22 protein-coding genes are annotated in these 23,321 nt (G+C 62.5%); 12 read left to right on the top strand and 10 right to left on the bottom strand.

What is annotated here, in order from left to right; translation table 11 throughout:
* The first annotated feature begins 72 nt into the window (after window positions 1-72).
* Both EA462_RS03215 and EA462_RS03210 read left to right on the top strand, forming a co-directional pair.
* A complete protein-coding gene (locus EA462_RS03215) occupies window positions 73-1,848 on the top strand; it encodes a Cdc6/Cdc18 family protein (protein ID WP_124177117.1) in 1,776 nt (591 codons plus the stop codon).
* Between the two features lie 144 nt (window positions 1,849-1,992).
* Window positions 1,993-2,454: a hypothetical protein gene (locus tag EA462_RS03210; RefSeq protein ID WP_124177116.1), complete on the top strand. Its 462-nt coding sequence runs from the start codon at window positions 1,993-1,995 to the stop codon at window positions 2,452-2,454.
* Between the two features lie 11 nt (window positions 2,455-2,465).
* On the opposite strand, the gene EA462_RS03205 is transcribed toward EA462_RS03210, so the two are convergent.
* The gene (locus EA462_RS03205) at window positions 2,466-3,488 is read right to left on the bottom strand and encodes a S26 family signal peptidase (RefSeq protein ID WP_124177115.1); all 1,023 of its coding nucleotides are present in this window, start codon (window positions 3,486-3,488) and stop codon (window positions 2,466-2,468) included.
* Window positions 3,489-3,604: 116 nt separating this feature from the next.
* On the opposite strand from EA462_RS03205, the gene EA462_RS03200 reads away from it, so the two are divergent.
* Entirely contained in the window at window positions 3,605-5,155 is a 1,551-nt protein-coding gene (locus EA462_RS03200) for a DNA-directed DNA polymerase II small subunit (protein WP_124177114.1), read from the top strand.
* A 3-nt stretch (window positions 5,156-5,158) separates the two neighbouring features.
* Here the strand turns inward: EA462_RS03200 and EA462_RS03195 are convergent, their stop codons facing one another.
* Window positions 5,159-5,596 carry a hypothetical protein gene (locus EA462_RS03195; protein WP_124177113.1) on the bottom strand — a complete coding sequence of 146 codons (438 nt, stop codon included), beginning with the start codon at window positions 5,594-5,596 and terminating at the stop codon, window positions 5,159-5,161.
* Between the two features lie 179 nt (window positions 5,597-5,775).
* Between EA462_RS03195 and EA462_RS03190 the strand changes: the two genes are divergently transcribed.
* The gene (locus EA462_RS03190; protein ID WP_124177112.1) at window positions 5,776-6,954 is read left to right on the top strand and encodes an aspartate kinase; all 1,179 of its coding nucleotides are present in this window, start codon (window positions 5,776-5,778) and stop codon (window positions 6,952-6,954) included.
* Between the two features lie 35 nt (window positions 6,955-6,989).
* On the opposite strand, the gene EA462_RS03185 is transcribed toward EA462_RS03190, so the two are convergent.
* On the bottom strand, window positions 6,990-7,376 hold the full coding sequence (locus tag EA462_RS03185) for a hypothetical protein (RefSeq protein ID WP_124177111.1): 387 nt from the start codon (window positions 7,374-7,376) through the stop codon (window positions 6,990-6,992).
* Window positions 7,377-7,474: 98 nt separating this feature from the next.
* The gene (locus EA462_RS03180; protein WP_124177110.1) at window positions 7,475-8,731 is read right to left on the bottom strand and encodes a thiamine ABC transporter substrate-binding protein; all 1,257 of its coding nucleotides are present in this window, start codon (window positions 8,729-8,731) and stop codon (window positions 7,475-7,477) included.
* 90 nt (window positions 8,732-8,821) lie between these two features.
* On the opposite strand from EA462_RS03180, the gene EA462_RS03175 reads away from it, so the two are divergent.
* Both EA462_RS03175 and EA462_RS03170 read left to right on the top strand, forming a co-directional pair.
* Complete coding sequence (locus EA462_RS03175) at window positions 8,822-9,970, top strand: AI-2E family transporter (RefSeq protein WP_207891620.1); 1,149 nt, start codon at window positions 8,822-8,824, stop codon at window positions 9,968-9,970.
* Window positions 9,971-10,046: 76 nt separating this feature from the next.
* Complete coding sequence (locus EA462_RS03170) at window positions 10,047-10,595, top strand: DUF5518 domain-containing protein (RefSeq protein ID WP_124177109.1); 549 nt, start codon at window positions 10,047-10,049, stop codon at window positions 10,593-10,595.
* 30 nt (window positions 10,596-10,625) lie between these two features.
* On the opposite strand, the gene EA462_RS03165 is transcribed toward EA462_RS03170, so the two are convergent.
* Together EA462_RS03165 and EA462_RS03160 are read right to left on the bottom strand one after the other, a co-directional pair.
* The gene (locus tag EA462_RS03165) at window positions 10,626-11,984 is read right to left on the bottom strand and encodes an ABC transporter permease (RefSeq protein WP_124177108.1); all 1,359 of its coding nucleotides are present in this window, start codon (window positions 11,982-11,984) and stop codon (window positions 10,626-10,628) included.
* The gene (locus tag EA462_RS03160; RefSeq protein ID WP_124177107.1) at window positions 11,984-12,775 is read right to left on the bottom strand and encodes an ABC transporter ATP-binding protein; all 792 of its coding nucleotides are present in this window, start codon (window positions 12,773-12,775) and stop codon (window positions 11,984-11,986) included. The genes EA462_RS03165 and EA462_RS03160 overlap by 1 nt, the downstream gene beginning before the upstream one ends.
* Window positions 12,776-12,875: 100 nt before the next feature.
* Here EA462_RS03160 and EA462_RS03155 point away from each other — a divergent pair, with 100 nt between their 5' ends.
* The 3 genes from EA462_RS03155 (at window position 12,876) to EA462_RS03145 (ending at window position 17,553) form a co-directional block, all read left to right on the top strand.
* The gene (locus EA462_RS03155; RefSeq protein WP_124177106.1) at window positions 12,876-15,380 is read left to right on the top strand and encodes a DEAD/DEAH box helicase; all 2,505 of its coding nucleotides are present in this window, start codon (window positions 12,876-12,878) and stop codon (window positions 15,378-15,380) included.
* A gap of 112 nt (window positions 15,381-15,492) precedes the next feature.
* Entirely contained in the window at window positions 15,493-17,094 is a 1,602-nt protein-coding gene (locus tag EA462_RS03150; protein ID WP_124177105.1) for an HTTM domain-containing protein, read from the top strand.
* Window positions 17,095-17,136: 42 nt separating this feature from the next.
* Complete coding sequence (locus tag EA462_RS03145; RefSeq protein WP_124177104.1) at window positions 17,137-17,553, top strand: thiol-disulfide oxidoreductase DCC family protein; 417 nt, start codon at window positions 17,137-17,139, stop codon at window positions 17,551-17,553.
* A 62-nt stretch (window positions 17,554-17,615) separates the two neighbouring features.
* On the opposite strand, the gene EA462_RS03140 is transcribed toward EA462_RS03145, so the two are convergent.
* Entirely contained in the window at window positions 17,616-18,338 is a 723-nt protein-coding gene (locus EA462_RS03140; RefSeq protein ID WP_124177103.1) for an Sjogren's syndrome/scleroderma autoantigen 1 family protein, read from the bottom strand.
* A gap of 87 nt (window positions 18,339-18,425) precedes the next feature.
* Window positions 18,426-18,878: a TIGR00725 family protein gene (locus tag EA462_RS03135; protein WP_124177102.1), complete on the bottom strand. Its 453-nt coding sequence runs from the start codon at window positions 18,876-18,878 to the stop codon at window positions 18,426-18,428.
* Between the two features lie 278 nt (window positions 18,879-19,156).
* Here EA462_RS03135 and mdh point away from each other — a divergent pair, with 278 nt between their 5' ends.
* Complete coding sequence (gene mdh, locus EA462_RS03130) at window positions 19,157-20,071, top strand: malate dehydrogenase (protein ID WP_124177101.1); 915 nt, start codon at window positions 19,157-19,159, stop codon at window positions 20,069-20,071.
* 70 nt (window positions 20,072-20,141) lie between these two features.
* On the opposite strand, the gene EA462_RS03125 is transcribed toward mdh, so the two are convergent.
* The gene (locus tag EA462_RS03125; protein ID WP_124177100.1) at window positions 20,142-21,566 is read right to left on the bottom strand and encodes a cytochrome P450; all 1,425 of its coding nucleotides are present in this window, start codon (window positions 21,564-21,566) and stop codon (window positions 20,142-20,144) included.
* An 80-nt stretch (window positions 21,567-21,646) separates the two neighbouring features.
* On the opposite strand from EA462_RS03125, the gene EA462_RS03120 reads away from it, so the two are divergent.
* A complete protein-coding gene (locus tag EA462_RS03120) occupies window positions 21,647-22,303 on the top strand; it encodes a helix-turn-helix domain-containing protein (protein ID WP_124177099.1) in 657 nt (218 codons plus the stop codon).
* Between the two features lie 14 nt (window positions 22,304-22,317).
* On the opposite strand, the gene EA462_RS03115 is transcribed toward EA462_RS03120, so the two are convergent.
* The gene (locus tag EA462_RS03115; RefSeq protein WP_124177098.1) at window positions 22,318-22,563 is read right to left on the bottom strand and encodes a ferredoxin; all 246 of its coding nucleotides are present in this window, start codon (window positions 22,561-22,563) and stop codon (window positions 22,318-22,320) included.
* Window positions 22,564-22,759: 196 nt separating this feature from the next.
* Here EA462_RS03115 and EA462_RS03110 point away from each other — a divergent pair, with 196 nt between their 5' ends.
* Complete coding sequence (locus EA462_RS03110; RefSeq protein ID WP_124177097.1) at window positions 22,760-23,179, top strand: iron-sulfur cluster assembly scaffold protein; 420 nt, start codon at window positions 22,760-22,762, stop codon at window positions 23,177-23,179.
* Window positions 23,180-23,321: the final 142 nt, after the last annotated feature.

The following is a 23,321-nucleotide window of genomic DNA, read 5'->3' as shown; positions in this document are numbered from 1 at the left end:
CCATCTACGCTCGTATAATCCTGGTATTGGATTTCACTCTCCACTCGAAATAAGGGGGTACGTGTACGACGAATGTCAGACGACGAGATGAACACGACGAGTTCGGACGGAATCGATGGACAGCCCGGGTTTTCCACGGAGCTTAGCGGAACGGATCTCGGAGCCGATGAGCCGAACCAGGGACTGTTCGACGACCTGCTCAGCGGCGAGCCGATTTTCGAGAACAAGGAGGTCCTCCGTCCCTCGTATACCCCCCACGAACTCCCCCATCGAAAGGACCAGATCAACAAGATGGCCACGATTCTCGTCGCAGCGCTTCGCGGTGAGACGCCATCGAATATCCTCATCTACGGAAAGACTGGAACGGGAAAGACCGCGAGCGCGAAGTTCGTCAGTAAGGAACTCGAGAGCACGTCTCAGAAGTACAGCGTTCCCTGTGACGTCGAGTACATCAACTGCGAGGTGACCGATACCCAGTATCGTGTCCTCGCACAGCTGGCGAACAAGTTCATCGAAACGAACGTGGCGGGTATCGACGATCGAATCGACTCTCTCGAGAACCTGCTCGAGGCGGTCGACGACTACGACGTTACCGCCGCGAACGAGGAGGTAGATTCGCAATCGGTCGATCTCGGATCCGATCTGTTCGATCCGTCGTCCGACGACTCTCACGGAAACTCGACCCACGACGACGCTTCTCGCACGCGTAATGATCACGCTTCATCTGGAGACGACAATGAGCGCCAGTCTCTCGAATCTCCAGGTGAAACAGAGGGGTCTTCGCCGTCCAGTACGCCGGGAGGTTCGTCGGACACATCTTCGGAGGGAGCCACAGAGCGTTCCCCGGGTTCGAACGCCGAAAATTCGGGATCATCTCCCCACCCGCTCGAGTCGACGGAGTTCGACTCGACGGCCGCGGTCGAAGACCGTATCGAGGAACTCGAGACGGACCGGGACTCGTTCGAGGAAGTGCCGATGACCGGTTGGCCAACCGATCGGGTCTACAGCGTCTTCTTCGATGCGGTTGACTACCGGGAACGGGTCGTCGTCATCATGCTCGACGAGATCGACAAACTCGTCGAGAAGAGCGGTGACGACACGCTCTATAATCTCTCGCGTATGAACTCCGAACTCGAGAACTCCCGCGTATCTATTATCGGTATTTCGAACGATCTCAAATTCACTGACTTCCTCGATCCTCGGGTCAAATCCAGCCTCGGTGAAGAGGAAATCGTCTTCCCACCCTACGACGCGAATCAGTTGCGAGACATCCTGCAGCATCGATCCGAGGTCGCGTTCAAAGGTGGTGCGCTGTCGGATGACGTCATCCCGCTCTGTGCGGCGTTTGCGGCCCAGGAACACGGTGATGCGCGTCGCGCGCTCGACTTGCTTCGGACGGCGGGAGAACTCGCAGAACGCGCCCAGGCCGAAACCATCGTCGAAGAACACGTCCGTCAGGCCCAGGACAAGATCGAACTCGACCGCGTCGTCGAGGTCGTCCGGACGCTGCCAACCCAGAGCAAACTCGTCCTCTTTTCGATCATCTTACTCGAGAAAAACGGCGTTCACAGCATCAACACCGGCGAAGTGTTCAACATCTACAAACGCCTCTGTGATGAGATCGACGCGGACGTTCTGACTCAGCGTCGAGTAACCGATCTCATCAGCGAACTCGACATGCTGGGGATCGTCAACGCTGTCGTCGTCTCGAAGGGACGCTACGGCCGAACCAAAGAGATCAGCCTCTCGGTTCCACTCGAAGAGACGGAGGCCGTCTTGCTCTCTGACTCTCGACTGAGCGACATCGACGACGTCCAGCCGTTCGTTCAGGCTCGCTTCGAGAACTAACTCGAGTGGATTCCTCGCGTTCGACCTTCCACTTCGCCACCTGCCTCTGTCCGCCTTCGCCGTTTTTCGACCGCGATCGCCGTCCCTTTTCCGCTCACAGGAATCATCGACGGGCGGATATAGTTGGAGTCGAACCGATCACGTATGAGACGACGAACTGTCGTCGTCGGGACCGCCGCTGTCGTCGCGCTTTCCGGATGTCTGTTCGACGACCGCGATGATTCTGCCGAACCACCCGAGCTTCACGGCTTCGGTACTATCGAGATCGTCGTCGACGACTCGGCGATCGATCTCTCGGAAGACCGGTTTCAGGCCGAGCACGCCGACGATTACTCGATGGACTTTCATCTCCACGAGGACACCGATTTCTGGTATATGGAGGGCGACGAACCCGTAACGTTCGCCGCGGGAATCGACGTCCTTCCCCACTTTGCCTACCGCAGAGACGGAGACGTCCACGTCGTCAGCTACGAGGAAACGACGTATCGTGGGGACGAGTCGGGAACGGAACTGACGTTCGCCGTCGACGACACCGACGTGGAGCCGACCGACTACGTCCTCGAAGACGGCGACGATCTCTCGCTCGAGATCACGACGGATAGCTGAGTCCGACGAGGTTACAATCGACGCCCGGCAGCGACCCCGATTCCGCCGACGCCGATGCTTCCGCCGATGAATCCGATCGTTCCGGCCGTACCGACGTTCCCTGTCGCCCCAGCGAGCCCGACGCCCCCGGCCTCGAGACCGGTACCGATCGCACCTGTGGGTGAACCGATTCCCGGAGCCGTTGGAATCGGAGCGACCAGTCCGCCGAGGAGCGAGTCGAACACCAGGCGGACGTGGCCGAGCCACGGAACTCGAACCATCGCTTTCCCGGTGATCCAGTCGGGCTGGACGACGTCAGTTCTGGCTCCACCGTACTGGTCGTAGCCGCTGTTGTCGTCGCCTTTCGTGACGAAGCCGTCGCGTTCGGCGGGACAGGTCGGAACCTCCTCACAGGTCGAACCGCCGATGATGTCCTCGTCGGCTTTCGTCTCCACCCAGTTCTCACCGTCCTCGACCCAGAAATGCGCGCGATGTATTATCGGCGTGTGATAGTCGCTCCCGTCCGGTTTGAAGATAATCACGTCTCCAGACTGGCCGAACTTCTCGTGACCGGCGTTCTGGCCGTTCTCGAGCGTGACGACGCCGGTTCCTTCGGTCGCCCCGTCACCGACGAACCGATCGTCCGCGACGACGAAAATCAGGTCGCCGCGCTGCATGTTCGGCTCCATACTTCCGCTTTCGACGGCGACAAGCGGCGGCCAGATCCCGCTGATTCCAAAGAGCAACAGGCCGATGACCGCGACCAGTGCAACGCTGCTCAGTACGTCTCGGACGAGAACGACCGTTCCGTCGTCCGTCCGAACGAACCATCGAAGGAGCCCGTCGTCCTCGATGGTGACGTCGGGTTCGTCGCTTTCGTCCGTCGCGGCTCTGGCCGAGTCGGTGTCGACGGTCCCTGAACCCGTTCGTTCGTCGTCAGTTCTCGAACTTCCGGGTCTTTCGGATCCGGACTCTCCGGCGACGGTGTCGTCTGGATCGGACTCGTCGGAATCCGAACCGCTGGAGCGAGAGTCGTCAGAGTGGGGACCGCTCATCGCTCTGGGTTTTGATGGGGTGAGCAATCAACTTTCTGCTCGCTGGCACCGAGGAAAACTCACCGTCCAACCGAGCTTTCGCTATCCTTTTCTGCACAGTCACGAATGCCAGGAGTGTGCCACTCGAGGGGCCGGCTCGGATCGTCAGTGAGCTCACGAGTCGCGGCTATAACGCCGAGCGTGAGGCGGTCACGCGCATTTCGTCCGCCGACGATCCGGACGCATTGCTCGAGTCGATCCTCACCGAACTGCCCGACGATGCCCTGGTCGTTCGAACGGATCACGTCGACGCCGCACTCGAAGCGAGCTCATCGTCCGGCGGACCGGCTGCTTCCGAGGGGAACGAACACCCCTCCACTTCGACTGGAAAACCCTCACACGTAACGGACCTGTCTGATGTTCCGTCTCCAGTTGAAACGAAGGAATGTAGTCAGGAGCAAACTCGATCCACCGATCTCGAGCGACGATCGATCGAGATTGACGGGGATATGACCGGCTCGAGTACGGGGACCGGCGAGTACGAGGATTTCGTCTCCGTCTTTCGGGATCGACTCGAGCGACTCGGCTCTTCGCTTCGAAGCCGGATCAATCACCGTCCGGCGACGGCGATCGAGAGCATGTCCGGCGGAAGCGAGGTCGGGATGGTCGGGCTGGTCAACGATATCCGGTCGACTGCCAGCGGTCACTGGCTGATCGAACTCGAAGACGCCACGGGAACCTTCCCCTGGCTGGTGATGAAAGATCGCGAGTATGCCGATCTGGTCGGGGAGTTACTCCGTGACGAAGTGTTGGCGATGGAGGGAACGCTTTCGGACGACGCGGGAATCGCCTTCGTCGACTCGATGCACTTTCCGGACGTGCCTCGAACGCACGATCCGTCGACTGCGGACCGACACGTTCAGGCGGCGCTGATCAGCGACGTTCACGTCGGCAGCGAGGAGTTCATGGCCGACGCCTGGAACGACTTCGCCCGGTGGCTCCACACGGAACAGGCCCAGCACGTCGAGTATCTGTTGCTCGCAGGCGATATGGTTGAGGGCGTCGGCGTCTATCCGAATCAGGACGACGAACTGGACATCGTCGACATTTACGACCAGTACGAAGCCTTCAACGAGTACCTCAAGGCCGTTCCCGGCGATATCGAGATCGTGATGATCCCCGGAAACCACGACGCCGTTCGGCTGGCCGAGCCACAGCCGGGATTCACCGACGACCTCCGGGAGATCATGTCCGCTCACGATCCTCAGATCGTGAGTAATCCCTCGACGGTGACGCTCGAGGGCGTCTCCGTCCTCATGTATCACGGCGTCTCGCTCGACGAGGTCATCGCGGAGTTGCCCGAAGAGAAAGCGAGCTACGACGAACCGCACAAGGCGATGTACCACCTCCTGAAAAAGCGCCACGTCGCACCGCAGTTCGGCGGCCACACCCGCCTCGCACCGGAGGAGCGGGATTACCTGATCATCGACGACGTTCCGGATATCTTCCACACCGGCCACGTCCACAAACTCGGCTTCGGCAAGTACCACAACGTTCTCGCGATCAACTCCGGCTGCTGGCAGGCTCAGACCGATTTCCAAAAGAGCGTCAACATCGATCCCGATGCGGGCTACGCACCGATCGTCGACCTCGATACGCTCGAGGTAACCGTCCAGAAATTCGCCTGAGCGCTACGGCTCGAGTCGAAACCGGTCGGTCCGAGCACCGTCGAACCGCGGGCCCGTTCCCTGGCGCGTGAAACCGAGTTCCTCGGCGGCGTCGCGGATCGAGTCCGTGTCGGTTGCCACCAGCATCTCGACGGCCATCGACTCCCGCTCGGCAAACCGGACCGGCTCCGCGAGCAACTGTTCGCAGGCGGCTTCGGTTCCGCCGATCTGTGTGACGTGAACGGTGTCTTCGCGCGCATCGAAGCTGATGAATCCAAGCAGATCCTCGGGATTCGAGCCGTCGTACTGTGAACTCGAGACGTCCGCGTTCGGATCGTGGCTGCCGTCCTCGGCGACGCGGACCGTCCGATCGTGGACGAGGTTTCGCATCACGTCGGTCGGCGAGTCCGCGATCGCCGCCAGCGCGTCCGCGTCGGCCTCGAGTGCGTCCCGTACGTTCATCGTGGTGTGGTAATGTTGTGCACGAACATAAATCCCGGCTGCGGGCGGCGATCACGTTCGCTCGTTTCCTATGTGGGATAAAAGCGGAATCAATGGGACACAGTTATTTGCTCGCTCTGGTAACGGCGGGGTATGAGCCACGCCACCGGTACGCGAGCACGGACCGACGAGGTGCCAGTATGCGCGTTGTAGCCAAGTTTGGAGGGACCAGTCTCGGCAGCGGGGAGCGGATCAACCGCGCCGCGGATTCGGTCGCCGCTGCCGTCGAGGACGGCCACGAGATCGCCGTCGTCGCGAGCGCGATGGGATCGACCACGGACGACTTGCTCGACGATATCACCTTCGAGACCGACGAAGCCGACCGAGCGCAGATCGTCAGTATGGGCGAGCGAACCTCGGTCAGAATGCTCAAGGCTGCGCTGTCGGCCCGTGGAATCGATGCCAAATTCTTAGAGCCAGGAAAGGAGGGATGGCCGGTCGTCACCGACGAGTACGGCGAGGTCAACGTCGAAGAGAGCCAGAAACGGGCGCTCGAGGTCTCAGAAACGATGGACGAGGAAGTCCCCGTCCTCACCGGGTTCCTCGCGGAGGGACCGGACGGCGCGATCACGACGCTGGGTCGCGGCGGAAGCGACACGACCGCGGTCATGATGGGCAAGTACATGGACGCCGACGAGGTCGTCATCGTGACCGACGTCGAGGGCGTCATGACCGGCGACCCGCGCGTCGTCGAGGGTGCGCGTAACGTTGGCAAGATTTCCGTCGACGAACTTCGAAACCTCTCGTTCCGGGGCGCCGAAGTCGTTGCCCCATCTGCGCTGTCGTACAAGGACGGGCGACTGAACGTTCGCGTCGTCCACTACCAACACGGCGATCTTCTCTCCGGTGGAACGAGCATCGAAGGTGAGTTCAAGAGTCTCGTCGGACTTCGCGAACGGCCACTCGCCTGTCTGACGGTTGCTGGCCGGGCCATCCGTAACCAGCCCGGAATCTTCCATCACCTCTCGGAGGCGCTCAGCGAGAGCGACATCAACATCGATGCCGTCGCGAGCGGAATGGACACGATCACGTTCTACATCGACGAGGACGAGGCCGAACGCGCCGAAAACATCCTCCACCGGGAAGTCATCGCCCGAGACGAACTCTCGAGTGTCACTGTTAGCTCACCGATCGCCGTCGTTCGCGTGACCGGGGGCGAACTCCCCAACCGACCCGGAGTCGTCAGCGAGATCATCAACCCGCTCGCGAAAGAACGAATCCACCTCAAGGACGTCATCACGAGCGCCACCAGCGTCGCGCTCTTCGTCGACTGGGACGACCGCGAGAAAACTCTCGAGCTGACCCAGGACCTCTTTTGAGGCCGAACTGACCCGTCCTCCGGAGCCCTATCGTCTCACTGGCTCGAGACGATTCCCCGAGCCCGATCCCTGAGCGAGGGTTCCGGTTCGGACCGTCCCTGAAGACGCTCTTTCGCACGCGACTGAAATCCGGTTACCGTCGATTCCGATCCGGAGTCGAACCTACCCTCCGAGCCGCCGACGTCTCCGAGCCAGTTCGGGAGCTGCGATTCGATCTCGGATCGCTTCTGCGCTTTGAGCTGACTGTACTTTCTGAGTGCGATCCCGACGCCGAGAAAGAGCCCGGCATCGAGCAGTTCCCGCCGGAATCGATTCGGATCCTTTCGCACCGCGATCGCTTTCACGAGCGAAAGCACGCCGATGGCGAGATAGAGCTTCGAACTCTTCGATGGGTCGCCGCTGAGTAGCCGTTTGAGTACCATGCGCGACGACGTACCACGTTCTCGCTGATAAAACTGCGCAGGTCTCGAGCGGTCAGTGTACGGTAACCTCGGCCTACGACGAGCGATCGCTGTCTCAGCTATCCACCGGATTCCGTCCCCCCATCGTCGTCGGTCGAGTCGGCCATGGTTTCGTTGGGATCGATCGAATCGGATGCTGTCTCGTTTGCTTCGGGCGGATCGGAGACGGTCTCGTTCATTTCGAGGTCGGCCGCCGGATCGTCCTCGTCTAGCTCGTCGCTCCACTCGTCGACCCAGACGGCTAGCCACTCGTTCAACCCGTCTCTGAGCTCGTCGTAGGAAAAGCGGATGGTCTCCGGCGGTCGGCGTGCATAGGCCGTAAACTCCGATCCGAGATCGAGATAATCTGGCTCGATCGCCGGGTACTGAGCGTTCCGTACGGCGAGTTCGGCCTGGGCATCGCTCGAGAGCACGAAGTCGAGAAACTCGTACGCGAGTGCGGTTTTGTCGGTGCTTTCGAAGATTGCGCCGCCCTCTCTGATCTCGTAGCCCCGGTCGTCTGGCGTCGCGATCCGGTGACCGTCGAGGTCCCTGTCGGCTGCGTTCGCACCGACCCGATCCGTCGAATACGAGACGATCATTGGCCGTGCGCCCTCGAGGTAGTTCTCGCGGTAGGACGTCGACCAGTACTCGTGCATCTGGACGCCGTTTCTTCGGAGGGCCCGCCAGTACTCGTCGAACGATTCGCCGTACTCCGCGACGGTCCACAGTAGAAACGCCCGTCCCGGATCCGAGTGTCGGGGGTCTTGAACGAGCAGGCTGTCTTCGTACTCCGCCGACGTCAGATCCTCGAACGACGCCGGTTCCGTGAGCACGGTTTCGTCGTAGACGAGGCTGAGATAGCCCGAATCGAACGGAATGGCTCTGTCGAGCGGGTCGTCGAACTCGAGGTCGTCCCGGACGCGACCGTCTCGCTCGAGTCGGTCCCGCTCGAGCGTTTCGAACAGTCTTCTCTCGAGGATGTCGTCGACGCGAATCAGTTCACTGATCGTCAATCCGAGATAGACGTCGGCTCCGATCTCCGTCTCGAGCCGTGCGCGCTGGATGAAGTGGTCGATTCCCGCTTCGGGGACCACCCAGTCGATTTCGACGTCGGGAAACTCCTCTTGAAACCCCTCAGAAAGCCACTCTCCGGCCGGATTCTCGCCATCGATCATCGACGAGTAGGTCGCGATTCGGAGCGTTCCGTCGTCTTCTTCGGGTGGAACTTCTTCTTCTCCGTTCGGCGCTTCGTCCTCGCGCTCGAGACAGCCGGCACCGGCCAGACCGACTACCGAGCCGCCACCGACATTGCGGACGAAGGTCCGTCGCCTCATTGGTCGATTATCACGCTACGAGGGCTTAAGGCTCGTGGCACTCGTTCGTCCGGTGCAAAGGATTTTCACCACACCGTGTGAGTCACGGTTGTGGGAACGAACGTGGGCGAGAGCCCGGACCGGAGCCGTCGATACGTCCTCGCGGGAGTCGTCGGACTCCTCGGGATCCTCACGGCTGCGATCCTGCTGGAGGTTCTCGGGACGATCCTGTTCGCGCTGACCGTCGCGTACGTGCTCGTCCCGGTCCAGCGGTGGCTCGTTCGACGGGGCCTGTCGGAGTGGATCGGTGCTCTCGCAGCGACCCTCCTCGGATTCGTCAGCATCGTCGCGGTCTTCTCTCCGATCCTGCTCACGTTGTACTTTCGCCTCGACGAGGTCATCGGGATCGTCGAGGAGCTCCCGGCTGAGATCCCGATCACTGCGTTCGACGTGACCTACACCGTCGAAGTCGCTGACGTCCAGCGCTCTGCGATCGATCTCCTCACGGACGCTGCGTTCTCCCTTGCGTCGGCACTGCCCGTCCTCGCGATCAAGTTCGCCCTTTTCGTCATCCTGCTGTTCGCGCTGGTACTCAAAGGCGATGCCGCCGCACGGGCTGCGGTGGCTCCGATCCCGCACGAATACCGGGATATCGCCTACGCGCTGGGGACTCGAGCACGGGAGACGCTGTATGCGATATACGTGTTGCAACTCGCAACCTCCGTCGCGACGTTCATCATCGGCTACCCGTTGTTCTGGGCGCTCGGATACGACATGGCGTTGACGCTCGCGCTCATAGCCGCGATACTGCAGTTCGTTCCGATCATCGGACCCAGCCTGCTCGTCGTTCCGATCGCGCTCTATCACGTCGCCGCGGGTGAACTGCTCGCGGCGGTACTGGTCGGCGTTCTCGGGGTCGCTCTCGTCGCGTGGTTTCCCGACATCGCCGTTCGACCGCGACTCGCACGGCGTTCGGCTAACCTACCCGGAAGCCTCTACTTCGTCGGCTTTACGGGGGGACTGTTCACGCTCGGCCCGATCGGCATCGTCGTCGGCCCGCTCATCGTCGCGGTGTTCGTCGAAGCCATCGACTTGCTCGCAGACGAGGTCAACGGCGACGTCGACATCGCCTCCCTTCTCGAGGCCGACGACGAACGCGATCTCGACGCGACTACCGACGGCGATCACTCCCCGACAGACGTCGACTCCGATACCGAGACCACCTTCGAGGAGTCGGGCTCTCGGACGGCAAACGACTAAGTACCATCCTCCTCGTCGTGATCGACGACAGTGTCGACCACCGACACTTTTGTCTGCGCCCGTCGTCGGATACGATATGGTCACCGGACGAACAGTCATCAACGCACTCATCGGCGCGCTCGTCGGCGTCGTCCTCTCGTTCATCCCGTTTTCGACCGTCGTCGGCGGTGCGGCCGCGGGATTTCTCGAGGGGCCTGATGGTCGGGACGGTGCGATTGTGGGACTGATCGCGGGGCTCATCACGTTCGTTCCTATCGCAGGGATGACCGTTCTCGGTCTCGGGGTTTTGGGGTTGGGGATGGGGTTTGCGGCCGTTCCGTTCGAAGGGTTCGCAGTCGTCCTCTTTTTCGCCGTCGTGGCTTCGACGGTCGTACTGTTCTACACCGTCGGACTGGCCCTGCTCGGTGGCTACCTCGGAGCGTACCTCGCGCGGGAGTACCCCGAAAAGCGGACGAACACGCGGGAAACCTTCGGGATGAGACGCGACGAACGGTCTCGGCACGACCGATCGGAATCACGGCGTCGAGATCGGACGCGGGAGTCGACCGCTCTCGAGTCGGAGGCCGAAGACGAGCGTCACGATTCGGCCCGGTGGCGCGAGGAAGACGACACGTCGAGCGAGTAAGCGGCGTCTACCGCGTTCGAACTCGCTCGATCACTCGTATCTGAGCGCGTCGATCGGATCGGTCCTGGCGGCACGCCAGGCCGGATACAGCCCCGAACAGATGCCGACGAGAACGCCGACGACGATCGCGAGAGTGACGTATTCGATCGGATACACCAGCGGCAGGTCGATGTAGAGCGCGCCGAGATAGCCCGCCGCGAGTCCGAGCCCCGTTCCGAGCATCGCACCGACCACGCCGAGAATCACCGACTCGGCCAGAAAGAGTCCGAGTATCTCTCGGTTCTGTGCGCCGACGGCCTTCATGATCCCGATCTCGCGGGTCCGTTCGGTGACGCTGACCAGCATGATGTTCGCGATCCCGATCGAGCCGACGAGCAGCGAGATCGCCGCGATACCGACGATGAAGTTCTGCAACAACTCGAGGACGTCCTGAAGCTGCTGGAGGAGCTCCGTACTCGTCTGGAGAGTTATCGCGAGCGAGTCGTCGTCACCGAGGAACTCACCGGCGTCGGCCTCCCCGCTCTCGAGGTGGGTGATCGTCCGTTCGCGAGCGGCATCGACGTCGTCGTCGGCCGGCGAGTGGGCCTCGACGACGATGGCGAGGAACCGGAGCGACCCGTTCGATTCCTCGACACCGCTTGCGGATCCGTCTCCACCGTCGCTAGCGTCACCGTCGCCGGCACCATCGTCGCCAGCGTTACCCTCGTCAGCGCCACCCCCGCCGAAGCCCACGCCACCGGCGGCTTCCTCGTAGTACGGGTCGGTCGGAACGTAGATCCGCGGGGACGGTTCGAACCCCTCGAAGGGGCTCAACCCGTCCGAGGTCGCGGTAATCCCGACCACCTCGATCGCCGTCTCTCGACCACCGAGAGTCGCGACCGTCAGTTCATCACCGACGCTGACGTTCTCCTCGAACTGGCCCGCTGCGGCGGGGTTGAGCACGGCTTCGCGTTCGCCCATCTCGAACTGTCTTCCCTCCTCGAGATCGGCGGTCCGAACGTACGAAGGCCCGGATGCGACCACCCCATCCCCCTGGGCAACCCGCTCGTCGCCGTCCGAAACCGCCTGGGTCTGGATCGGCGCGTAACCGTAGGCGGCCGCTACCTCTTCGAACTCTTCTAGTTCTTCGAGATCGGCCTGGCTGACGACGGGCTGGGCACCAGCGAGCGGGCCACCCTCGACGTCCGGATCGGCGGCCCAGCCGTAGAGATTGCGCTGGTCGTCCGGGCTGATGTCTCCGATGACGCCGGCCTGAAGGCTCGCACCGAGGGTCACGAACGCGATGACCGCCGCGATACCGATGATGACGCCGAGCGTCGTCAACGCCGAGCGCAGCTTGTGGCCGCGGATCGATCGCCAGGACAGGCGAACGTGCTCGAGCGGCCGCATTAGCTCGTGGCCTCGCCGTCTCCACCAGCGCCACTCTCACTCGTCTCGTCGACCGCTTCCTCGCCCTGTTCGTCGGCAATCCCGTCCGATCCCGCACCTGACTCGAGCTGTTCGATCCGTTCGATTCGTCCGTCGAGGAGGTGAACGATCCGCTCTGCGCGTTCAGCGACGTGGCGCTCGTGCGTGACGACGACCATGGTCGTCCCGCCCTCGTGAAACTCCGAGAAGAGATCGAGGACGTCCGCTTCCGTGTCCGTGTCCAGATTTCCCGATGGTTCGTCGGCCAGCACGATCGCGGGATCGTTCACCAGCGCCCGGGCGAGCGCGACCCGCTGGCGCTGACCGCCAGAGAGTTCGTTCGGCAGGTGATCTTCGCGGTCAGCGAGTCCAACCCGCTCGAGAAGCCGCCGCGCCCGTTCGCGGCGCTGTCGCCGGCTGGCTCCCTGAAACAGTTGCGGGAGTGCGACGTTCTCGAGCGCGGAGAGCCGCGGCATCAGGTTGAACGTCTGGAAGACGAACCCGACCTGCGTTCCCCGGAGATCGGTCCGTTCGCGACTGTCGAGTTCCGTCACGTCCTCGCCGTTGACGATCACCCGTCCTTCGGTCGGCGTGTCCAGACAGCCCACGAGGTTCATCAGCGTGGACTTCCCCGATCCACTCGGTCCCATGATCGCGGTGTAAGAGCCGCGCGGAACCTCGAGAGTGACACCGTCGAGAGCGTGGACCGCCTCAGCGAGCTGGTACGTTTTGCGAACGTCCTCGAGGGAGACTGCGCTTCCCGAATGCGTCATGGGCGTTCGACCACGGAGGCTGACAAAAAGCTTCGTCGGAACGGACCACTTTCACCGCGGTACGGGAACCCTTATTCGCGACGAGGCTGAACTCTCGCCAATGGCATCGACGGACGAGCGCGGAGAGCTGGCGACGATCGAGCATCCGCTTCTCGAACCCGAGTTCCTCGAGCGTCGGCTCTACCAGCTAAAACTCGCGGGAACGGCCGCGAACGGTCACACGCTCGTCTGTCTCCCGACCGGACTCGGGAAGACGACGGTGAGCCTGCTCGTCACCGCCCGCAGGCTCGAGGAGGTCGGCGGAACGTCGCTCATGCTCGCGCCGACGAAACCGCTCGTCCAGCAACACGCGGATTTTTACCGGGAAGCCCTTCGGGTTCCCGACGAGGAGATCGTCGTCTTCACGGGCGACGTCAGTCCCGACGACCGCGCCGCGCTGTGGGACGAATCGACGGTCGTGATGGCGACGCCGCAGGTGATCGAGAACGACCTGGTCGGCTCGCGAATCTCGCTATCGAAGGTGACGCACGTCACCTTCGACGAGTGTCACCGTGCCACCGGCGAGTACGCCTACAACTACATCGCAGAGCGCTACCACGCCGACGCAGACCAGCCGCTCGTGACCGGCATGAGCGCTTCGCCCGGGGGCGACGAGGAGGCGATCCTCGAAGTCTGTGAGAACCTCGGCATTCGGGACGTCGAAGTGATGACCGAAGAGGACGCCGACGTCGCCGAATTCACCCACGAGACCGATCTCGAGTGGGAACGCATCGACCTCCCCGAGGCCGTTCTCGAGATTCGGGACGCGCTGAACGAGGTGATCACGGATCGTCTCGAGAAACTCAAGGACCTCGGCGTCGCGCGCTCGACGCAGCCCGACCAGTCCCAGACGGATCTGAATCGGATGCGCGGACAGCTCCAGGAGCTGATCGACAACGACCAGTCGGAGGGCTTCAAGGGGATGTCCGTCCACGCCGAGGTGATGAAACTCCGCCAGGCCGTTACCCTCGTCGAGACACAGAGCGTCGAAGCCCTGCGGCGATACTTCGAGCGCCAGCGAAACCAGGCTCGCTCCTCGGGTGCGTCGAAGGCGAGCCAGCGAATGGTCTCGGATCCGCGGGTCCGCGAGGCCATGCGACGCGCCGAGGAGTTCGACGAACTCCACCCGAAGTACCGCAAGGCGCGGATGTTGCTCGCGGAGACGCTCGGTCTCGAGGGCGGCGACCGCGTCATCGTCTTTACCGAATCCCGTGACACGGCAGAGGCGTTGACGGACTTTCTCTCCGAGAGCTTCGAGGCGAAGCGATTCGTCGGACAGGGCGACCGGGACGGCTCCGACGGGATGACCCAGACCGAACAACAGGCGGTCCTCGACGAGTTTCGTTCGGGCGAGTTCGAAATTCTCGTTTCCACGTCCGTCGCCGAGGAGGGGCTCGATGTCCCCGAGGTCGATCTCGTCCTCTTTTATGAACCCGTCCCGACGGCGATCCGGTCCATCCAGCGCAAGGGACGAACCGGCCGCCAGTCCGAGGGTCGAGTCGTCGTCCTGATGGCCGAGGACACTCGCGACGAGGCGTACTTCTGGATATCCCGGCGTCGGGAGAAAGAAATGGAGCGCGAGCTCCGCGAACTCAAGGGGATGGCAGACCACCTCGCGGGAGAACTCGACGAGGCACAGCGATCACTCGCCGCGTTTGACGGCGAATCGGAGGGCGAAGTGAAAGTGAACGACGCCGAACCCAACCCCGCTGCAGTCTCCGACTCTTCCAGTGGAAGCGAGGGGGATCCGATGCAGCCGGGATTGCGGGATTTCGCGAACCAGAACGCGGCCTCGGGCGACTCCGACGAGGACGGCTCGAGCGGCCCCGACGAGAGCGCATCGAACGACGACTCCTCGAGTGCTGAAGAGAGCGTCGAAACGCACGAGCCCACCGCCGAGGGCGACGCGATCGAGATCGTCGCCGACCAGCGCGAGATGGACGCCAACATCGCGCGAGACCTCTCGCGACGCGAGGAGGTCGAGATCCGTCTCGAGACGCTTGCGGTCGGTGACTACGTCTGCTCGGACCGAGTCGTCGTCGAGCGAAAGTCCGTGGCCGACTTCGTCGATTCGCTGGTCGGCGGCGACCGGTCGGTCTTCGAGCAGGTCGGCGCGATGGCTCGTCACTACTCGCGTCCGATCGTCGTCGTCGAGGGAGAGGGGCTCTACGACCAGCGAGACATTCACCCGAACGCGATCAGGGGAGCGCTCTCGAGTCTCGCCGTCGACTTCGGAGCGAGCGTCCTGCGAACCGAAGACGAAGACGAGACGACGGAACTGCTCGCGGTGATCGCCACTCGCGAACAGCAGACGGCCGACCGCGAGGTGTCGGTCCACGGCGAGAAACAGTCGAAAACCCTCGCGGAACAACAGGAGTACGTCGTCTCCTCGATCGCGGAGATCGGTCCCGTCACGGCACGGTCGCTCCTCTCCGAGTTCGGCACCGTCGAGGCGGTGATGATCGCAAGCGAGGACGAACTGCAGCGAGCGGACGGCGTCGGACAGGTGACGGCGGAGCGGATGCGCGAAGTCATCGGCAACGAGTATACCGGAACCGGTCGGTGACACACCGATGCCGGACCGGTGAACAGAAAATATATACTTCACCGCTCTCGATACTGCGAGAGATAGCCGACCGTCCTCCACGGTCGAGCCGCCGAGTGAATTCCGTGAACACATGACCCCTGAATTTTCGGCCCGCGGCGCTGCCCTCCTCGCTCGTCTCCGAGGCGGTCTCGAGGACCGGGTCCGGGTCGATACGCGGACGCTCGCCGTCTTCCGAGTGTTCGTCGGGCTTCTCATCGTTGCCGACGTGTTGCTCCGAAGCCGGAACTTCTCGTACTTCTATACGGAAACCGGCGCCGTTCCACGGTCACTTGCACACACGCTCTCGTCGGACGGCGCGTTTTCGTTTTATCACTACACGACGGACCCGACGGTGATCGCCGCGCTGTTTGCGATACAGATCCTCATTGCGATCCAGCTCATCGTCGGCTACAAGACGCGGCTCGCGACGGTCCTCTCGTTTCTGTTCGTCATCTCGCTCGATCACCACAATCCGCTGGTGACGAGCTACGCCGATATCCTGTTCCGATTGCTCCTGTTCTGGGCGATTTTCCTCCCGATCGGTGAACGGTGGTCGATCGATGCCGTCCACAGCGATCGACAGCCGCGTACGAACGTCGCGAGCATGGCTTCGGCGCTGATCCTCTTTCAGATGGTCTACATGTACTTCCACAACGGCGTCCACAAGATTGAGTCCGATCTGTGGACCGGCGGGGAGGCCACGCCGAAGATCCTAAGTCTCGACGATATGACGTTTTTGCTCGCGGAACCGCTCCGTGAGTTTCCGACGCTGCTCCAGCTCGGCGGGCTGAAGTGGTACTACATGCTCCTGTTTTCGTGGCTGTTGCTCTTGCTCGTGGGACGAAAGCGCATGCTGTTTGCGCTGTTGTTCGTCGGCGGCCACGCGGCGTTCGCCGTCACGGTTCGGATCGGTGCGTTCCCCTACGTCGCGTGGGCGGGTCTGCTTCCGTTCTTCCAGACGCAGGTCTGGGAGGACGGCAAACGGCTGCTGCGATACGCCGGACTCGAGCCGTCCCGGATCACGGCGCGACTCTCCCGGCTGGAGCGGGTCGCGGATTACTTCCCGAGACTGCGGGCTAACTCGGAGCGCCACCTCGAGATTCGGCGGGCGGTATTCGACGTGAGTCTCGCCGTCGTCGCCGCATCCATGGTCGTGTTCTTGCTGTTTGCACACGCACCGATGGGAGCAGTCGTCGGTGACGATGTAAACCCGGATCAGCAGATCGACGACGTCGCGTCGATCGTTTCCGCGGATCAACCGGACTGGACGATCTTCGCACCGCATCCGCGAACGACCGACCGGTACTACGTCTTCCCGGCGAAAACCGCTGACGGCGATCTGATAGACGTTTACAACCATCGGCCGATGACTTACGACCGACCCTACGACCAGCTCCAGAACCAGTACGGAACCTATCGGGAGCGGTTCTACATGAACACAATCCGTCGCGGGGGATCGAGTGCGGGCAACAACGCACCGGACGTGCTGGCGGGCCACCTCTGTGACACCTGGGAAGAAGAGTACGGAATCGAACTCACGCACATCGACATGTACCACGTCGACGAGGATATCACGATGGAGACGCTCACCGCCCACGAAGACCGCGAAACTGACGTTCATCTGATTCAGCGAAACACCTGTGGCGATCACGAACCCGAGGAGATCGCGCCGCCCCCGGAGGAGATCCGGTAACCGGAATCCTGAACTGCCCACCACCCCAACATCGAACAATCGATGTCCGCGGAGATCCCTGAGAACGGATCGATCGTTCTCTTCGACGGCGTCTGTAACCTCTGTACCGGATTCGTCCAGTTCCTCATCCCCCGCGATCCGAACGGGATCTTCTATTTCGCTTCGCTCCAGTCCGACGTCGGGGAGCGATTACTCGCTGAACACGGCCTCTCGAGTCACGACCTGGATTCGATCGTCCTGATCGACGGCGACGACGTGTACGTCAAGTCAGCTGCCGTGATTCGAATCGCTGGACTGCTGGGCGGAATCTACGCGCTTGCCCGTCCGCTTCGATTTCTCCCGCGTCGGCTTCGCGATTGGGGCTACGACGTCGTCGCAGCCAACCGATACCGCCTGTTCGGTAAGAAAGACCAGTGTATGATGCCGAGCGACGACGTTCGATCTCGGTTTCTCGAGTGATATCGCGCGGGTCGTCTTCGGGAACGATATCGGGCTGAACGTCGAGAGCGTCGAATACTCCGTTATCGCAACGCGTTCAGCGTCTCGCTCGCCTCTCGAGCGGCTTCGAGGCACTCCTTCGCGTATCGAGGATCGTCCGTATCGGCGGCCTCACGGGAGAACCTCTCGAGAGCGCGGACGAGCGAGTCGCGGGCGGTCTCGCAGTCCCCTTCGGCGACGGACTGGGACAGCGACGACCCCCTCGACGCCGTTTCGTCGCTCGAGGGGTGGCTCGCACCACCTCGGTCGTGAGATTCGGAGCCGCCGGTCGACCGACGCTCGTATTTCGGATCCTCGCCGCCTCGTGGCGTGGTCGTTTCGGCCGTTTCACCGGCCGGCTGCGTCGTCGGTTCGCCATCAGCCGACCGGACCGCCGGCGCTTGGTCACCTGTCCGCCGGGCCGTCGGCGGCTCGTCCGCAGCCCGCCGGGCCGGCGACGTGTTCACGTCCTCCGAGCCGGACCCGGCCGACCCACCTGAGTTCCCCCCGGCTGACGGTTCATCGGTCGGTTGGCCGTCGAGATTCGTGCCCTCGACGGCGTCGGCGTTCCCGTGACAGCTCGGACAGAACGTCGTTCCCTCCTGTTGAAATAGTGGATCCCCACAGGTTCCACAGTGGGTGTTCGTCATCGTCGCGCCCTTGAGCAGAAGGTCGCTCATCCGCTGGGTCGCCTCCCGTTCTTGCTTGTCGCGTTCGTACTTCTCCCGAAGCTTTTCGCGCTCGGCTTCCTTGTCGAAGTCGCTCATGTCCGTCTAGATGTACTCTGACGCCGAAAAGGCTACGACAGGCGATGGTCGAGAGCACGTCCCAACCGTCTGACTCGAGTGCCCGAATCAGCTGGACACGGCGGCTTCTACCGCCTCGACCGCCTCCGCGGGCGTCTCGACGACCTCGATATCCAGGCCGTCGATCTCGCGGCTACCGAGGCTGACGATCGGGCGGCCGTAAACCGCGGCAAAACCGATCTCCGAGAGCGTGCCGGCGCTGCCCGCGAGTGCGATCACCGCGTCGCCGTTCAGCGGGACGAGTGTGTTCCTGGCGTGGCCGAGGCCGGTCGCGATCGCCACGTCGACGTCGTCGTTGGCCGCGCCGCGACTGTCGCCCGGAAGGATACCGATCGTCGTCCCGCCGTTCCGTTTAGCACCGCGACAGACGGCCGCCATCGTTCCGCCGAGCCCACCACAGACGACCACGTGGTCGCGAGCGGCGAGTTCCCGACCGACCGCCTCCGAGAGCGTTCGTTGACTGTCCGTGATCGTTCCACCGCCGATGACACTCACGCGCATACGGCCGGTTGTCGGCCCGCCCCCTTCACTCACTCGACCGGACGGAGGTAGTTCGTCGGGATCCACTCCCCGATCCGCTCGCCCTGCACGCGGCTATCCGCCAGCGTAAATCGAAAGTGGTTCTCCTGGGTCGCCAGAAACCGTACTCGTATTTCGATTCCGATGAGCCTCGTATCGAACGTCGCTATTCGACAATCGTCGTCATTCTTATCGTCAAAACGTCTGAGAGAGGCGGTTTCGACGGATTTAACGCAGGGGCAGGCGGACCATTACGTGGTATGACGAAAGTTAGCGTGGTCGGCGCGGCTGGAACGGTCGGGGCCGCCGCAGGCTACAACATCGCGCTTCGGGACGTCGCAGACGAACTCGTCTTCGTAGATATTCCAGATCAGGAAGACACGACGATAGGTCAGGCTGCCGACACCAACCACGGCGTGGCCTACGACTCGAATACGACGATTCGTCAGGGGGACTACGAGGACACCGCGGGCTCGGACGTCGTCGTCATCACTGCGGGCATTCCGCGCCAGCCAGGACAGACTCGAATCGATCTCGCGGGTGACAACGCACCGATCATGGAGGACATCGGCTCCTCGCTTGCCGAACACAACGACGACTTCATCACCGTCACGACGTCGAATCCGGTCGACTTGCTCAACCGCCACCTCTACGAGGCCGGCGACCGCGCTCGAGAGCAGGTAATCGGCTTCGGCGGCCGACTCGACTCCGCTCGGTTTCGATACGTCATCGCCCAGCGCTACGACGTCCCCGTCCAGAACGTCGAGGCGACGATTCTCGGAGAACACGGCGACGCACAGGTCCCCGTCTTCTCGAAGGTCCGCGTCAACGGCCGCGACCTCGAGTTCACCGACGACGAGAAAACGGAACTCCTCGAGGAACTACAGACATCCGCGATGAACGTCATCGAGAAGAAAGGCGCAACGGAGTGGGGGCCGGCGACCGGCGTTGGCCACACGGTCGAAGCGATCCTCCGTGATACCGGCGAAGTCCTTCCCGCAAGCGTCGTCCTCGAGGGCGAGTTTGGTCACGAGGACACCGCCTTCGGCGTCCCCGTCAAACTCGGCGCGAACGGCGTCGAGGAAGTCGTCGAGTGGGACCTTACCGAGTTCGAGCGCAACCAGCTCGGTGAAGCCGCCGAGAAGCTCTCGGACCAGTACGACAAGATCGCTTGAAAGTCGGCAACCAGACCGACGAACGTCACTGCGCGCGCCGGCCTCGGGTACCTGCCGCCGGTGCGATCGATCAGCGACTATTCTCCCGTTTTCGAACTCGAGCTTCGACCGAGCCCGGATCCAGCGTCACTCCGAGCGACGGCTCGAGCGATTCGGTGACCTGTTCGAGGACGATCTTCGATACGAGCGTGGCGAGCGCTAGTTGCAGTTCGACCATCGCAAAACGCATTCCCAGACAGTGACGCGGTCCGCCGCCGAAGGGGTAGTAGGCGTACTCGGGTCGCTCCCGATCGTCGCGCGTTAGACCCCCGTTCGACCCGTTTAGCCACCGTTCGGGTCGAAACGCCTCGGGGGCGGACCACCAGCGATCGTCGCGGTGGATGCCGTACACCGGAAGCTGCAGGGTCGTTCCGGCCGGGATGAGGTGGTTTCCCAGCACCGTCTCGGCGCATGGTTCTCGATAGATACTCGTTATTGGTGGGTACAGTCGCATCGCCTCGTTGACGACGGCCTCGGTGTACTCGAGGTCCTCGAGATCAGCGATCGTCGGATCCCGATCGCCACAGACGGCCTCGAGTTCTCGCTCGAGTTCGCTCCGCACTGCTGAATCGTCCGCGAGCAACCAGCAGGCGAACGTGAGTGTCGTCGCAGTCGTCTCGTGGCCGGCAAAGAGGAACGTGACGAGTTGATCCCGGATTTCCGTCGGAGTGAGCCGGGTGCCGTCCGGATACTCCGCGCGGGCCAACAGGGAGAGGAGATCGTCACCCGCTGCGTCCTTCGTACGTCGCGTCTCGACCAGGTCCGCGACGAGCGCCTCGAGGTCTCCCATCGCGTTCTCGTACTTCCGTTCGGCCGGAGTCGGAAGCCACGACGGAACGATCGACTCGAGCGCCAGCCGCCGGGGGGAGGCGTACTCGTCCAGAGCGGTCGTCGCCCGCCTGACGATCGCAGTTCGGTCGTCCTCGAGCGGCAGATCGAACAACGTTCGGCTGAGCACGCGAAGGGTGTACGCCGACAGCGCATCCCGAAGGACGATTGTTTCGCCGTCGTCCCAGCCGTCGACGAGCGCCGACGCTTCCGTGACCATTCCGTCGGCGGCGGAGCGGACCCGATCGGGCGTAAACGATGACTGCAACAGATTTCGCTGGCGACGCCACCGTTCGCCTTCGGTGAACGCGATTCCCGAAGGAGCGATGAGCTCACCGAAGCCGGTTTCGAACTCCCCCTTACGGAACTCGTCGGCGCGGGAGACGAGGATCGTCTCGACGAGCGCTGGATCGGAGACGAGCGCGAACTCGGTGCCGTACGCCTCGTAGACCACCACGTCGTCGTACTCGCGAGCCGACTCGAGGAATTCGAGTGGATCGCGGGCGATCGACAGAGTCCGTCCGATCAGCGGAAACCCGCGCAATCGCGGCGGTCGCTCGGCGTTCGATCGATTCGTCTTCGAAGTGGACGTCCCGTCGTCGGATTGCACCGTGTGCGTCTCGGCCATGATTGTACGAACGGCGTGGACGAACGTCGGCTCTGTCCCGAACCACTGAACTTCTTTATACTGTGGCCCGACGTGTGCGTATGCAGTCGACGGATCTGACGTTCCGACTGCCGAATCGGATGCAACTGCCTATACCTGTCCCCGATTCGGACCTCGAGTTCCACCGGGAAGAACTCCTCTCGTGGCACGTCGATATCGAGACGGGTCGAGTCCGGTTTCTCTCACTGATCGTCGGTGACCGCGATGCGATCCGAGAGACGGCGACGGACCTGGACGTCGTTCACCGGTTCGATCTCACGCCTATCGATCGGGATACGTTCTACGCGTACGCAGTTATGGACGTTCGCGCCGCCGATTCGACGCTGATGGGAGCGTTCGATGCTCCCGGTCTCGTCGTCGTCCCGCCGGTCGTCTACACCGGCCGGGAAACCGTCCACGTCACCGTCCTCGGGGAACCCGACGCGCTGACGGATCTGGTCGAGCGTTTCCCCGACGATGTCGGCGTCGAGGTCGATCGAATCAGCGACCACCAGCGCGAGGCCGAAACGCTCGCCGGTAGGCTTACTGGACGGCAGTTCGAGGCGATGAAAGCAGCTCGAGCGGCCGGCTACTACGACGTTCCGAGGACGGGATCCCTGGCCGAGGTCGCAACGCGACTCGAGTGTTCCGAGAGCGCGGCGTCGACGCTGCTTCGAACGATCGAGTCAAAACTCGTCGACGCGGCACTGCGACGATAATCGAAGCGTGACGGTCAGGGGATAAGCTGCTCGCCGTCGTCGTCGTAGATTACGATCGCGTCGACCGGACAGGTTCGGGCCGCGAACTTCGCGTCCAGCTCTGCGTCTTCGGGCACTTCGCGAACGAAAACCCCGTCTTCGACCTCTTCGCTTTCCTCGAGGATCGCCTTCCCCTTCGCTTTATCCTCCGAGAAGGCGTCCCACTCTGCGACACACTGGTACATTCCGATACAGGTGTCCTCGTCGAACTCGACTTTCATGGGCAGACTTTGTTCGACACCGATAAAGTGCTGACGGGATGCCGTTCGCCACGAGCGACGACGGATCGAGACCCGTCCCGGTAACGACTGTTCGCGGAGACACGTGCGAGACCTTCTCAAGTAACTGATTTCGGTAACGTGACGACGCCACTCCCCGGAACCCTTTTACAACCTTCCGGTCTACTCGAGGACAACGATGGGACTGGGATCGGATATGTACCGACAGCAGATCCTCGACCACTACAAGAACCCGCGAAACTACGGGACACTCGAGGATCCAACCTTCACCCACATCGGCGAGAATCCGATGTGTGGCGACGAGATCCGCATGGACGTCGAACTCGCTGAGGACGACGAGACGATCGAACGCGTCGCGTTCTCCGGTGACGGCTGTGCGATCAGCCAGGCCTCCGCGAGCATGCTCTCGGGCGAACTCGCGGGCAAGAGCATCGACGACCTCCTCGAAATGGACCGGGACGATATCGTCGACATGCTCGGCGTCGACATCTCACCGATGCGGATCAAATGTGCGGTACTCGCGGAGAAAGTCGCCCAGGACGGCGCGGAGATCTACAGAGGCGAACTCGAGAAAGAGAAGACGTCGACCGAAGACTGATACGGACTGCTGTACCGAATTATCGTGCAACCGCAGACGTGTCGCGGTTGTATCGGAAACGACTTACAGCAGACCGTAAGACGCGTTTTCCTCGTCGAATTTTCCGGGCGTTCAGCGCTCTCCGAACCGATCTTGGTGAGGC

Source organism: Natrarchaeobius halalkaliphilus (assembly GCF_003841485.1).
Taxonomy (GTDB): Archaea; Halobacteriota; Halobacteria; order Halobacteriales; family Natrialbaceae; genus Natrarchaeobius; species Natrarchaeobius halalkaliphilus.
The sequence above is the reverse complement of the archived record's forward strand: the minus strand, read 5'-3'. Positions and strand labels throughout refer to the sequence as shown.